Annotated in this window: 12 protein-coding genes; 2 read left to right on the forward strand and 10 right to left on the reverse strand. The window is 35.7% G+C overall.

Annotation, left to right across the window (positions count from 1 at the left end):
* Positions 1-27: 27 nt before the first annotated feature.
* From CGC47_RS02220 to mobA, 5 genes are all read right to left on the reverse strand, one after another.
* Positions 28-2,094 (reverse strand): fibronectin type III domain-containing protein, encoded by a 2,067-nt coding sequence (locus CGC47_RS02220; RefSeq protein WP_232779681.1) that lies wholly within the window; start codon positions 2,092-2,094, stop codon positions 28-30.
* Positions 2,095-2,154: 60 nt separating this feature from the next.
* Complete coding sequence (locus CGC47_RS02225; RefSeq protein WP_095899932.1) at positions 2,155-4,479, reverse strand: primosomal protein; 2,325 nt, start codon at positions 4,477-4,479, stop codon at positions 2,155-2,157.
* A 23-nt stretch (positions 4,480-4,502) separates the two neighbouring features.
* Positions 4,503-5,846, reverse strand: a complete 1,344-nt coding sequence (locus CGC47_RS02230) for a PKD domain-containing protein (protein ID WP_095899933.1) — start codon at positions 5,844-5,846, stop codon at positions 4,503-4,505.
* Between the two features lie 324 nt (positions 5,847-6,170).
* Positions 6,171-6,431 carry a hypothetical protein gene (locus CGC47_RS02235; RefSeq protein ID WP_041998429.1) on the reverse strand — a complete coding sequence of 87 codons (261 nt, stop codon included), beginning with the start codon at positions 6,429-6,431 and terminating at the stop codon, positions 6,171-6,173.
* 30 nt (positions 6,432-6,461) lie between these two features.
* On the reverse strand, positions 6,462-6,911 hold the full coding sequence (gene mobA, locus CGC47_RS02240) for a conjugal transfer protein MobA (RefSeq protein WP_041998432.1): 450 nt from the start codon (positions 6,909-6,911) through the stop codon (positions 6,462-6,464).
* A 706-nt stretch (positions 6,912-7,617) separates the two neighbouring features.
* On the opposite strand from mobA, the gene CGC47_RS02245 reads away from it, so the two are divergent.
* Positions 7,618-7,860 carry a hypothetical protein gene (locus CGC47_RS02245; protein WP_100342918.1) on the forward strand — a complete coding sequence of 81 codons (243 nt, stop codon included), beginning with the start codon at positions 7,618-7,620 and terminating at the stop codon, positions 7,858-7,860.
* A gap of 112 nt (positions 7,861-7,972) precedes the next feature.
* On the opposite strand, the gene CGC47_RS02250 is transcribed toward CGC47_RS02245, so the two are convergent.
* From CGC47_RS02250 to CGC47_RS02270, 5 genes are all read right to left on the reverse strand, one after another.
* Positions 7,973-8,554: a DUF6929 family protein gene (locus CGC47_RS02250; RefSeq protein WP_394336580.1), complete on the reverse strand. Its 582-nt coding sequence runs from the start codon at positions 8,552-8,554 to the stop codon at positions 7,973-7,975.
* Positions 8,518-9,435, reverse strand: a complete 918-nt coding sequence (gene xerD, locus CGC47_RS02255; RefSeq protein WP_095899935.1) for a site-specific tyrosine recombinase XerD — start codon at positions 9,433-9,435, stop codon at positions 8,518-8,520. The genes CGC47_RS02250 and xerD overlap by 37 nt, the downstream gene beginning before the upstream one ends.
* Before the next feature lie 94 nt (positions 9,436-9,529).
* Positions 9,530-10,027, reverse strand: a complete 498-nt coding sequence (locus CGC47_RS02260) for a YkgJ family cysteine cluster protein (protein ID WP_042002389.1) — start codon at positions 10,025-10,027, stop codon at positions 9,530-9,532.
* Positions 10,017-11,888 carry an ABC-F family ATP-binding cassette domain-containing protein gene (locus tag CGC47_RS02265; RefSeq protein WP_095899936.1) on the reverse strand — a complete coding sequence of 624 codons (1,872 nt, stop codon included), beginning with the start codon at positions 11,886-11,888 and terminating at the stop codon, positions 10,017-10,019. Before CGC47_RS02265 ends, CGC47_RS02260 begins: the two co-directional genes overlap by 11 nt.
* Positions 11,889-12,164: 276 nt before the next feature.
* Positions 12,165-12,560 (reverse strand): PUR family DNA/RNA-binding protein, encoded by a 396-nt coding sequence (locus CGC47_RS02270; protein WP_095899937.1) that lies wholly within the window; start codon positions 12,558-12,560, stop codon positions 12,165-12,167.
* 213 nt (positions 12,561-12,773) lie between these two features.
* On the opposite strand from CGC47_RS02270, the gene hemN reads away from it, so the two are divergent.
* The gene (hemN, locus tag CGC47_RS02275; RefSeq protein ID WP_041998831.1) at positions 12,774-14,138 is read left to right on the forward strand and encodes an oxygen-independent coproporphyrinogen III oxidase; all 1,365 of its coding nucleotides are present in this window, start codon (positions 12,774-12,776) and stop codon (positions 14,136-14,138) included.
* The last annotated feature ends 146 nt before the right edge of the window (positions 14,139-14,284 follow it).

A 14,284-nucleotide genomic window follows, 5' to 3' on the forward strand; every position in this document is an offset into this window, starting at 1 on the left:
ACCTCCCGTAATTGGGAGGTTTTTTTGTTATATTCCTCCAAATTCTTTTACAAAAACCTCAATTTTCTCAGTAGGTGTGGGGCTTTGGTCTTGCAGGATTACTTTTATCAGATATTGGTAGGTTGTGTCGGGGGCTATGTCAGTATCTTCCGCCGAAGTTACAGGCTGGGAAAAACTCCGCCAGAGGGTCGGTTTTTCGCCTTTGATAGCTTTGTAAATCACTATTTCACTGATAGCGACCTTTAGTTTATCCCACCGAAGCTCTATTTTTCCTTGTCCAACACGGCTATTAAGCCCGCGAAGCACCCGAGTATCCGTCAGCGGATTGTGATGAATGTGAATCACAGGAGCATACTCTGAAAAATTACCACTTCTGTCCTCTGCCCTAAGCGAATACACAAATGTTCCTGAAAGAGTTGCAGGTTCTTTATACGTATAGCTTTCCTGATGGCTATGCTTTTCGGAGTGGATTTTGTGCCATTGTGTTGCCTCTTTTTCCTTTCGGTAAAGGTGATAGTGAGTTACATCATCATCAAAACTTTGCTGCCAAGTGATTTTCCAATGGTTTTTCTCCTGCGTATACCCCGTGAAAATCGGTGTTGAAGGCGGAATTTTATCAGGTTTGGTTAGTTCCAAAATTTCAGAACGTGAGGATTCATTCTTGCGAAAATCAATCGCCGTTACAACGTAAAATATTTTTTTATTGAGATTTTTAAGCGACAGCGTATCCGTAAAATACGTATGAGTAATGTGCGACCCTGTAATACGCATCATTTCTTCTTCTTTTTGATTGGCTCGAAATACGTAATATCCCATCAAATCAGCTTCCGCATTGGCTTTCCATTGCAAACGAACAATTCCCAGAGAATCGATAGTTCCGATAAGTTGTTGCACTTCAAGCGGTGGCGTGTCATCTTCAGGCTGTACCAGCATTGCAAAAGAATCTTGATGTGAGCCGTTTCTGCCAAAGGTTCGTATTTTGTAATAATTAGAAGACGTTGGAAGTGAATGCATTGCACTTCGCTCTGAAACAGGAATCTCATCTTTCACAATACGATATTCTTTGTCATTGGCAGAATGAAGCAAAGCAAAATGTGTGATTTCATTTTCGTTTTCCTTCGGGAAATTCCACATAATACGATATTGATTGTCCGTAATGGCTTGTATTTTTGAAAGTTGAGCTGCAATACTGAGAGATTTGATACCTTTTCCGCTTACAACTTCTGTGTAAGGACTATAACTCCCAAAAATGGTTTTTCCTCGCAAACGATACGAAAATTCTTTATCATTTTGTGAAAGTGAATCAATATAAACCATCGTGGAGGCATTCGCACCTTGATTCATATTTACCACCGGAAGTTCGCTAATAGGCTTGAAATCCGTTTTCCCTTCTGCCTTCTCCAGAAAATAATAGCTATATAAACTGCTCAGCGTTTTATAATCCCACGTAAGAAGTACTTTTTGGTCTTGAAAGAAGGCATTAAAATCAAGCGGAGTAGGAAGCGGTTCGTACTCCTGCAGACTTGCCATAACACTTCCTGCTTCAAGTGAAAGTTTTTCATTGGGTAGCAGATGAATTTTATAAAAATATTTCTCGTTTTTTTTGACCTGCTTGTCCACGTAGCCCCAACCCGCAAACCGAGCCACCTCAAAATCCAAATCGGCAGCCATTAGTGCAAAGGAAAAACGCTGTTCAATTTCTTTGGCTTTGTTCACAATCCCTTCGATGGCATTTTGGTTAGAACTCATTGCCACCTGAAAATCTTCACCATAGATAGCCTGTGCCACAATGGCTGCATTATCGTTTTGTTCCACTAGCGATTGCCACGCTTCCAACTTGGGCACCATAAAAGTTCCCAAATCCAATCGCTCAGGAGCGGACAGCAACTTTCCGTCACGTAAAACGGTAAAGCGTTCCAGCCGGAAACCTATCGTATTGGATTTCTGCCAAGCCAAGGGAACATCTACTGCCCACCGCAAACAAATGGCATCACTTTGGGTTTCCTTAACTAATTGCAATGAAGCTTTTTCTTGTGAAAAAATTTCAGTGCTAAGCATCAAAATCGTAATAAGTATGTATCTAAAAGGTATCATTCAATTGATTTTTTTTATATTTTTTAATTCGTTTGTCAGAATATTGATATCGCGTCATTCTTAATCTTCTGTTTGTGTAGAAGCTTTGTGATAAAAATCGGCTAACAATACGGAAATATAATCCATTTTTTCTTTTATGGTAATATTCTTTTGTAACGTTCTGTAGATATCTTCTTTATGAAGTTGCCCAAAGTTTTGCAAAAGACCTTTTTCTTCCATAACATCTTGCAGGGTAAGCCCTTCAAGTTGTTGCATCATCCACAGATGATTGACATATCCTTGCTCTGCCTTGCGGAATTCGGCTTCCAACTGAGGTGTTTTTTCCTTGTCCCATTGTCGTTTTTTGGCAAATAAATTGCTTTTTAAATAACCATCCGCTTGATGTGCCTGTCGATACAGATTTTGTAAGCATCGGAAAACAAACATTCGGTAATCTTGTTCTAATTTTTCCTCAGGAGAAAGTATTTTTCTTTCTTTTATGTTATCTTTCTTCTTGTCCCTTGTATCTTTTTCCTTGCTCCATGTATCTTTCTCCTTGCTCCATGTATCTTTCTCCTTGCTCCTTGTATCTTTCTCCTTGCTCCTTGTATCTTTTTCCTTGCTCCTTGTATCTTTTTCCTTGCTCCTTGTATCTTTTTCCTTGCTCCTTGTCCTTTTTTCTTTTTTCTTAAATCTAAACTTAGGTAAAGGTATTTCTTTTTTATCAAAATGATAGGTGTAACCAATACTGATGTTACTTTCCTGCCCTCTTTGTTGATTATTTGAAGAATGGCTATTTCGGAAAGATTGTACAGCACTGAGAGTAAACTGGTGATTTTTCCAAGGTGAATATCCTGCTCCTAACTGAATATTTGCAGTATTTGCATGGGTATGAGCACTTACAGAACGGCTATAATTACCACCCAACGATGTAGAAAGTTTGTCCTCAAAAAAGCTTTTAGTCACTAAAATCGAAGGACCGAAAATTTGTGATTTTTCACGAGCTACCCAATTATGCGTATAGTTTAGTGAAGGTGTTATAGAAAGTTTCTCGTTGGGAAACAATAGCGAATAATTTATTCCTGCGTTATGAAATCGGGAAATACCTCCCCTGCGAACTATTTCATTCTCTCGATTTACCACATCATTCAGCGTATAATTCAATGTCAATTGTTGATTTTCGGAAAGGGTATAAGCAAGGTTTACAGCTACATTTTGCGATACCTGTCTGTAACGAATCGAATCCTGAGGTTGCTCATATAATTGCGGATTGTTGAGCTTTTCAAAAGGATTTGTCTGCCTATTGGTAAACATCGTAAAATTACTGTAACTACCCGTTAGTGTGAATGATTGACTTACTTTTGCCGATACATTCATCGAACCCACCCATTGATTGGATTGTTTAACTTTCTGACCACTAAGATTATCTCGTTGCTTTCCAACACTCCCCGAAACCATTACATTGCCTTGAAAAAGATGCATCGAGCCATTTAGGGTAATGTTTTCCATATCGTTTACAAAATAGTACGCTCCAAGAGTTTTATAATCAGGAGCTACCGATTCATAACGTAATCCAATACTGGCTTTGCCTATCAAAAAGTTGATACCCGTGTTATAGGCCGCATAATTTTTAGGCGGTTCGTTTACATATGAAAACATACTAAGAGCATATTCACCAAAAACCTCTACAAAATGTAAGGGTCTGTATTTTCCGAACAAAGAATAGGTTTGGTTTTCCAACGGATATATTTTCTTTTCGTCAGGAATAGGCATTACAAGCGAATTTGGTTTATCTTTGGCAAAAAAGAGTATCCCTCCTACTTCTATGTCGTCGTTCTTGTACATCAACTTGGCTCCATAACCCCAACGCTCGTAGGTAGGTACAGTCTGCGGATTTCCATCATACTCTATCACTTTTTGTAATCGACCACCCATTAAGGATGCCTTAACAGGGAATTTTTCCGGATTTAGTTCCAAGCCACCTCCCGTAAACTGCAAACCATTGAAGGTATAGGGAGAAAAACTCATACTTACATCTCCTATGTGGGCTTGTATCCACTTGTACTTGGGGTGTAAACTTAGTCTGTTGAATTTAAAAGGTATTTGATAACCAAACTTACTGCCTTGATTGGTAAAACGATAGCTAAAAGGAATTGCCCAATTATAAACACCAAGACTGATGTTCCCACTTAGAAAATATAAGAATGGGGTATTTTGTAGAACTTGCCCATTTTCTGAGGAATGTGTGTAAACACCATTGGCAGAGGTACTCCCTGAAATGGAAAATGGATTCTTTTTGAGCGTTTCTTCGGTACGGCTGCCGATATTCTCTAAATCTATCTGCTGGGAGAATCCTAAAGCATTCAGCAAAAACCATAATCCAAAAAACAAAATCCTTAATTTCATAATCTTACATAATTAAAATGAAATTATGGTATCTTCTGTATTTTTATATCTACCAGTAGGTAAGATTGTGCACCTTCACTTATGTATTCCTTTATTTTGATAGCTCCTTTTCTTCCATCAAAAGTTTGGAAAAGTACAATTCTGGGAATCAAATCTTTATTAAAAGGAGCTTGATTTTTATGAGAAATTACATCTATGAGAGCTACTACACTGCCTGAACCTAATTGGTCAAAACCATCAGAATCCAACAAAGTTTGCCCTACATTTTCTTGCTTGTTGATAAAATGACTTGGTGTGGCTCCAGGAATTTTTTCGAAGACAGTTTCTTGAACTTTATCGGGAGAAAGAAAAACATTATAGGAGAAAGAAGAATTCTGCCCAAAATAAACAAAATCAATAAGTTTTCCGGTTTCAGAGGTAATTTCTTCTGCAGTTAATATTCTTCCCAGATAAGAAGAAAAAAAGCAACCAATAGTATTTTGAGCCATATTGACACCCAATTTTATATCTGTAAAAGTCAATAAATTATCTCCCTTTTCAACGATGATTTCCCTGCTTAAAGAAAGGGTTTGTTTATCATTTTTAGCTGTCAATGTAATCTGATACGTTCCTTCACGAGCAAGTAAAAAACTCGGATTTTCTTCGTTACTTTCCTGTGTAGAAATTCCGTCGGTAACCTGCCAATGATAACCCAAGGTGGCATTCTTGGTTTGATTGCTCAAAAAAATACGTACGGGAGCTTGGTAATTTTCAAAATATTCATTTTTCCAATCAAAAGCAACCTCCAAAGGCGGATTGACACGAATGTTTTTTTCCACTCTTTCACGTTGAGAATGATTAACCACCTCCAAACTTATCGTAAATTCTCCTTCTTGATTAAAAACTACGGTCGGATTTTTTTCAGAACTATACTCGGGAGTACCTCCCTGAAAATGCCATTGATAAGCCTCCGCTCCTTGGCTATTGTTTTGCATTACCAGTGTAAGAGGAGCGTACAAACTCCCTTGTTGTTGCCAATCAAAAGAAGCTACCAACTCTGCAAATGCAGTAAAATGTTTTTGAAATGTTTTTTGTTCTCCATCAACATTTGATGTATGCAAGGTTATCGTGTGGGTACCCGGCTGTCTGTACACAATTTCTTCAGGATGCATTACGTCCGACGAAGTATAACTACCCCCGGGAAACTCCCACTTAAAAGTGTCAGCTCCTTGTACTTTGTTGAGTATCCTAACCCGCATAGGAACGTTATATCGTTCCCCCACAACCAAAATATCAAAATTACCTTCAATAGGAATATTTTGCTCTACAGCACAACCCAAAAGCACAACAAAACAGGCACAAAAATATCTAATCCTGCTAAAAATCATCGTAGCAATATTTTATATATCAACCACAAAATTAAGAAAAGATATCATTCACAAAAAAAATTAACATTTCTCTCAAGACAAACGTATTGAAATCGGTAACTTATTCTTGTAATCACTCAAAATCAATAAGCTAAATTCAAGTATTTCAGCTCAAGACACTTTATTTTTTTATGTATTTAACTTATTTTCAATCCGGTATATAGTGAATGAACTACCAGAGTTTGTCAAAAACACCGAGGATTTTCAAATGATTGATAAAAGGAATAAACCGATTTTTTCATTATTTTAAACTCAATGAAAGTTTAAAAACCCTTTACGTAGAACTTAATGAGTTGATAAATATTGGAAATTTATCCACACTTCTCTTTTAATCTCTTTCCTTCTCATTAAATGAGTCAAATTGGAATCGTTTTCGATGCGTTCAAGTTCGTTTTTGATAAGTTTGACAATATCTAACTTCACTTGCTTGTAATTGGTTTGTATTTGTTTTTGCATCTTATCCGTTCCCTCTTCATCTACAAATGATAGAATTTGCGGGATTTTCTGATAATTTTTCATCTCGGCATTTACCTTTTGGTTGTCCATACTCCCAAAAGATTGCCTCCTCGATGTATTTTAGCGACCATTTTTCGTGTTTTTTTCAGTGATATGTTGTTCTAATTGTTGTGAAATAGCCATAATTTCTTTACAGATAGCTACCATTTGAGCCGTTTGTTTTTCAAATTTGAACAGATAGACAGCGGCTTTCTTTTCGGAAAAATTGCGATACAAAATCTTTACTATCTGATTGTAATTCACGCCCACCGCCCGAAATTGCCCATAGAGTTCGGTGAGTTCGATATAAAAATCCAATACTGATTTATCGAATTTTACACTTTTGATTTCTTTGGAAAATAATACCGAAGTAATAAAATGAGCTTTGATTTTCATTCCCGATTGTTCAAACAGAGATAGAAATTTAGCATTATCTTCATCATTTAGTCGAAACACATACCGATGTGTGATTGGATTGAGCTTTTTGTGTCGTCCGTTATATTGCTTATGTTGAATATTTTTTGTGTCCATAGTGTTATTTATAAAATCGGTTGTTAAGTTAAAAAATCACGACTTTGGAGGGATTTTCAGCTCCCTGCAAGGACAAGTGGTTTTGAGGCACTAATACGCCTTAGAGTGCCTCAAAACACAACTTGCTCTGTTCGGGTGAACAGAAAATGCTCCCTATCAGTCGCATTAAAGTCAGTTTTAAAAAAGAAAGAAAAACCTTCCAAACTCATTGCCTTTTATTTTTGTGCAAAACAACCGAATTTCAATCATTTAGCAGGTATATCATTCCTTGCCATTGAATGCCTTATAATGCCAAAGACTTCCTTATGTAAATACGTGTGTAATTGTGTATGTTTCTTTGTACGCACATACATATGTATGTAGCTACTTACCAACGTACTTACATATGTACATACGTACGTAAACAAATACGATAATACCTATGTGATTATCTGCAAACGTAAATACTTACACACTTACTTGTTTGTGTATATATGTATGTAAATATGTAGGTACGTGCTTGTATAAGTAAGCATACAAATAGGTAAGTTTCCAAATATAAAAGAAGAAAGCACAAAAAACATAAGCATACTTGCTCATCTTAACTAAAATTTTTTAATTCGGCAATGAGAGGAAGAGCAAAGTCGTTTCATTAAAACAAGTAGTAAGTAGTGCGTTCATTTTTATCATTTTTGACATTTTTTTTATTCGTATAAAGAGCTGGAATATGCGGTGGTCGTTTCGAGAGCCTAAAAGGTCTGTGTTTAGCGGCTACAAGGTTTTTCAAAAAAATACAACTCCTGTTGAAAACGGGTGTGGAGATTTTTTTGAAAACCAAAGGCTTGACCTTGTAGAAGCGTTACAAACACAGAAATACCTTTGCTCTCGAAAACGAACACCCATATCGGCTTCTTACCCCATAAATAAAACAGGAGAAAATACCATAAACAAACGCACACACCATTACTAACTAAAATGAAATGAAGTAGCCTTCCTCTGCCGAATCCAATCTTACGGAAGAAACTCGCTATTATTTGGATTTACTTTATGGAAAATTGGAGCTTAATTTGAAATAAAATAAGTTACATTTTCAAATTTGCTTTGATGAGCTTTGTATTTCCGTTATCATCATCTGTTATAAAAACAACTTCAGTATTATCATTTGATTTTGAAGATAATATCGTAACGGACTCTACTTTTATAGGATTTTCACCATTATTCGGAATTAAATTATAACGGATTACTTTAGGTTTTTGAAAATCAGAAATATTAATTACCCCAATTAAACTCCCAATGATTTCTCCATCGTTGTAAGCATCATCAGTAGCTTCTACCGAAGCCGTGAAAATAATCTGTGACTTTTCCTTAAATGTTGCTCCCGAAAAACCTGCTTCAAATTTTTCTATCTCAGGAAGAGAAATTCGGCTTATTTCTATTTTGGGAAGATTTCCTGTTTTTAGGTATGATAAAAAATCTTGATAATCAAACTTTACAATAACATTGTTACTTCTATTAAATAAATATAAAAATCCATCGGAAAAAGCACTTGCTTCAATATTAAGCTCCGTATTTGCCAATAAAGGAAAACGTTTTAAATATTCATAAAACTCTGTTATTGAATGACTTTCTATTGTTGAATTTTCATTTTCTGTCTTGGGTGATATGTATTTATCATTTCACGCAGAAAAGATTTCTCCACGTGCATATAAATTTCAGTGGTAGTGATACTTTCGTGTCCAAGCATAAGCTGAATTGCTCTTAAATTAGCGCCATTTTCTAACAAATGAGTAGCAAAAGAATGCCGAAAAGTATGCGGACTAATTCTTTTTTTTAAGCCTATATGGTCTGCCGTCTGCCGAATTATGGTAAAAATCATCGCACGAGTGAGCTGTTTGCCTCGTCGGTTAAGAAAAAGAATATCCTCGTGACCTTTGGCAATTTTTAGTTCATTACGCTGATATTTTACATAATTTTCGATTTGTTTCTGGGTAAATGTTCCGATAGGAATAAGCCTTTGTTTGTTACCTTTACCCAAAACTCGAATGAAATTTTCCTTGAAGAATAAATTAGATAATTTTAAATCTACTAGCTCAGAAACACGAAGTCCGCAACCGTATAAGGTTTCAATAATGGCTCGATTTCGATGTCCTTCAGCAGTACTCAAATCAATTCCATTTAAAAGCTGGTCGATTTCTTGTAAAGAAAGCGTATCGGGGAGCTTAAGTCCTATTTTTGGAGCTTCTATGAGTTCCATTGGAAAATCCTCCCGATGCTTTTCTGTCATCATAAAAGTAAAGAAACTCTTCAATGCCGAAATAAGCCGAGCTTGTGATCGGGAATTGATATTCTTTGAAGTTTCATAAACAAACTGACGAAGTGTATCTGAAGTTATGTTTTCAGCAGACTCTTCTATCTGATACTTTTCCAGATAAATGATGAGTTTTTCCAAGTCCAACCCATAGGAAATTACCGAATTGTTTGACATTCCTCGCTGTAATCTCAAATAATTTTGATACTCGGTAAGAGTAGCTTTCCAGTCCGACATCGTTTGTTTATATTTAAAGATTCAAAAAATCAAAAGGATAAAAAATATTATTTACACCTTTTACTTTATCCTTTTTACTTTACATTTTATCCTTTTACTTTCCCTTTATTTTTGCTTTCATTCGCTCAACTACTTCAAAAGCAGCTGGGCAGATTTCGGTATTTTTCATAGTTAATGCACTTATTTGGTAGATTTTCTTTCGGTCAGTATGCGGATATTCACGACACGCCTTGGGGCGAACCTCATAAATCAAACAATAGTTTTCAGCATCTAAAAACGGACACGGCAACGTTTGAAACACATAATCCTTATCTTCATCAATATATAAATATCTACTTACGAAATCTTGCGGTTTCAAACGTAAATGTTTAGCAATACGCTCAATATCAGTATTTGTAAAAAGAGGTCCTGTAGTTTTACAACAATTGGCACATTGCAAACAATCCGTATTTTCAAATACTTCATCGTGAATTTGTTGTACTTGATAATCCAAATCCTTAGGAGGTTTCTTTTTTAATCGTGCAAAAAACTTTTTGTTTTCATCTTGTTGTTTTTTAGCCAAAACCTTTAGCTGTTGGAAATCAGTTTTCATAGTCTTCCATTTTTACAGACAACTCGAACCAGCGCTCGGTTTTGTTTTCCAATTCTGTGATGATTTCTTGTAAGGCTACCGATTTTTCACTAATTTCTTCCGAACTTAAAGAAGAAGCAAAATCATTCTCAAGTGCTGACTTTCTTTCTTCCAAAGAGGCAATGTCTTTTTCTAAACGATTGAATTCTTTTTGTTCGTTGAAGGAAAGTCCTCTAAGTCCGTCTTTGCGCCACGTATTTTTTTGTTGAGATTTTTTCTCTATAGCATTTTCTTCGGGCGGAAGACTTTCCTCATACACACGGAAATCGGTATAATTACCAGGGAAGTCTTCTATTTGAGCATCCCCTCGAAATACAAACAAATGATCAACAATTTTATCCATAAAATACCTATCGTGGGAAACCACTACCAAACACCCAGGATAATCCAATAAAAAGGATTCCAACACATTTAAGGTAACAATATCCAAATCATTTGTAGGTTCATCTAAAATTAAAAAATTCGGATTTTGAATCAGTACAGTACACAAATACAACCGTTTGAGTTCACCTCCGCTGAGTTTTTCTACGTAATCGTATTGTTTTTTACGATCGAAAAGAAAGCGCTCCAAGAGTTGTGCAGCTGAAAGCGTACGCCCTTTAAGCAATGGAATATATTCACCGAATTTTTTGATGACATCAATTACTTTTTCACCCGATTTTACCTCAATGCCTTTTTGAGTATAATATCCGAATTTTACGGTTTCTCCTACTACAATTTTTCCGCTATCGGGTGTGATTTGCCCCGTAAGTAAATTCAAAAAAGTAGATTTTCCTGTTCCATTCTTTCCGATAATCCCGATATGTTCTCCGCGTAAAAAATTATAACTAAACTTATTGAGTATGGATAAAGAGCCAAAACTTTTACTTACATTATAAAATTCAACCGTTTTACTACCTAAGCGTTCCATATTGATTTCCAACTGAATAACGTGCTCCTTCCTGCGTTTGTGTGCTTGTTCCTTAATCAGATAAAAATCATCAATACGCGACTTTGATTTTGTAGTACGTGCCTTAGGTTGGCGTCGCATCCAATCCAATTCCTTCATGTATAGGTTTTTAGCCTTCTCTACACTGGCTTGTTCTTGAGCCAATCGAGCCTCTTTCTTTTCTAAAAAATAAGAATAATTTCCTTTATAAGTGTATAATTCGCCTTGATCTAATTCTACAATTTCATTACAAACACGCTCAAGAAAATAACGATCGTGGGTTACCATAAAAAGGGTCATATTTTCTTTAGCAAAGAATTGTTCCAACCACTCGATCATTTCCAAATCCAGATGGTTAGTAGGCTCGTCTAAAATAAGTAAATCGGGTTTGCTAATGAGTACGTGAGCCAAAGCCAAGCGCTTTTTTTGTCCGCCAGAAAGACTTTTTATTTGTAATTTGATATTATCAAGCTTTAAACGCGAAAGAATTTGTTTGAATTGGGTTTCAAAATCCCACGCATTATGGCGTTCCATATTTTCAAAAGCCTTCTGATAAGCCATTTCGTTTTGCGGATTTTTTAAAGCATTTTCATACTCTTGAATAACTTTTAAAATCGGATTATCTGCTGAAAAAATGGTTTCTTCAATAGTTAGTTGCTCATCAAAATGATCCGTTTGTGAAAGATAGGCAATATGGATGCCATTACGCGATACTACCTGACCGCTATCGGGCATATCCTTACCTGCAATAATATTCAACAACGTGGTTTTTCCAGAGCCATTTTTAGCAATAAAGGCAATCTTTTGATCTTTATTGATACCAAAGGAAACATTTTCGAACAAAATACGCTCACCAAAGGCTTTGGAAATATTCTCAACCGAAAGTAAATTCATAGTTTAGCCAATTATTAAGCGTACAAAATTAAAGAAAAATCCACAATGAGATGATTTTTCACAAAAATAATAGGCTAAACACACGTTTTTTTAACTTCGGTTTTTTGTAGATTTACATTATTGTTTAGATATCATAGTTTATGAAACAGTAAATAAACAAATACTTACTTTCATCTTATCAATTTAGATTTACAATAATGTCTTTTAGCATTTATTGAAAGTCTTTTACTTGAAGTACTTTGAACATAAGTAAAAATTTAGGATACACTCCGAAATCTAAAAAAACAAAAAATTAGTCAACTTATTGATTTTAAGTAATTTACCCCCCCCCCCATCTATATTTTGATGATTCGAAAAGGCGGTTCCTCCTTCTTTTTTGAAATCTTTTTGGTGACGTTCGGAAATGACTTCTTCACCTTTTTCCTCAAACACATACGAGGTTATTTGTGCCAAAATTTCTTTGAACGATTCAAAATCCTCTTTATACAGATAGATTTTGTGCTTTTTGTAATGAAAAGCGCCATTATCTTCAGTGAATTTTTTACTCTCCGTTATCGTCAAATAGTAATCTCCAGCACGTGTAGCTCTAACATCGAAGAAATAAGTTCTGCGCCCAGCACGCAAAACTTTTGAAAAAATATCTTCGTTTTCTAAAAAATTATTCTCTTCCATATCCTTCAATTGTGTATTCCAAAGCGCCAAAAGTCGTTAAAAACAACAAAAAAAGCAAGTGAAGTTTCATATTTTAACATACAATTAAATATACTTTCAAAAAATTGCTTCACATCTTTTTCTGTATATTTGCAACTTATTGTAGAATATAGTTTATGACTAATATCATTTTTTATTGATTAAAAAAAAGATATTTTTGCCCTGTTTTGAAATATGAAGAAATCATTTGTTCAGAAATATAATGTTGCAGGACCTCGTTATACGAGTTATCCTACAGTCCCTTACTGGGATACCCATTCATTTACGGAGGAAAAATGGCTAGAAAGTTTACAAAGGTCTTTTAAGGAAAGTAATCAATCTGAAGGGATTAGCTTGTACATTCATCTTCCTTTTTGTGAAAGTTTGTGTACATTTTGTGGCTGCCACAAGCGTATTACCAAACGCCACGAAGTGGAAGCCCCTTACATTGATGCGGTACTAAAAGAATGGAAACTTTATACCGATTTTTTGAAAGAAGTTCCTATTATTAAGGAAATTCATTTAGGAGGGGGCACACCAACGTTCTTTGCTCCTAATCAATTGAAAAGACTTATTGAAGGGATTTTAGATAAAGCTCAAGTAGCTCAAGATAAAACTTTCAGTTTTGAAGGGCACCCTAACAACACAACAAAAGTTCATTTACAAACCTTGTTTGATTTGGGCTTTGACCGTGTAAGTTTTGGAGTTCAGGATTATTCTTTAAAGGTACAAAAAGCGATTAATCGTGTGCAACCTTTTGAAAACGTGCAGAGAGTAACCCACTGGGCGCGTGAGATTGGTTACAAATCCATCAGCCACGACTTGGTTTTTGGTTTGCCTTTTCAGACCTTGAACGACGTTCTTTATACTATTGACAAAAGTAATTCCTTGCGTCCTGATCGCATTGCTTTTTACAGCTACGCTCACGTGCCTTGGATAAAAGGCAACGGACAACGTGGTTTTGACGAAAGCAACTTACCTTCGGGAGACCAAAAACGGATGCTTTACGAAACAGGGAAAAAACACCTTATAGAAGCTGGATATCTCGAAATTGGGATGGACCATTTTTCTCTAACTTCCGATTCCTTATATGAATCATTCGTGAATAATAATTTGCATCGGAATTTTATGGGATATACAGCCTCCAAAACTCAAGTGATGATTGGGCTTGGTGTATCTTCCATAGGTGATAGCTGGTATGGTTTTGCACAGAATGAAAAAGACTTGGAAGATTATTACAAACGCATTGAATCTGACCAAATCCCTGTATTTAGAGGACATATATTGACAGAGGAAGATTTAATTGTTCGCAAGCATATTTTAAATCTAATGTGTCACTTTGAAACTTCTTGGGAAGACCAAAAGACATATTTCCCTGAGATAAAGCAAGTGACTGAGCAGTTAGCCGAAATGGTAAACGACGGTCTTATCCGCATTGACGGACAAAAAATGACCGTAACTGAGCTTGGAAAACCTTTTGTACGGAATGTTTGTATGGCTTTTGACTTACGCCTTCAACGCAACATTCCTGAAACGAAAATTTTTAGTATGACAGTTTAGTTTAAAAATCATAGTGATTGAGTTTTTTAGTTAGTGATGGGGAACAGGAGCGATTTCAATACTGAAATCTGCTCCTTTCCTTTTTTATTTTCCTTGTTATCTTATTTCAAAAGAATACACTCACACATTGCTAATGCAAACCTGAT

The organism is Capnocytophaga canimorsus (genome assembly GCF_002302565.1).
In the GTDB taxonomy this organism is placed as follows: Bacteria; Bacteroidota; Bacteroidia; order Flavobacteriales; family Flavobacteriaceae; genus Capnocytophaga; species Capnocytophaga canimorsus.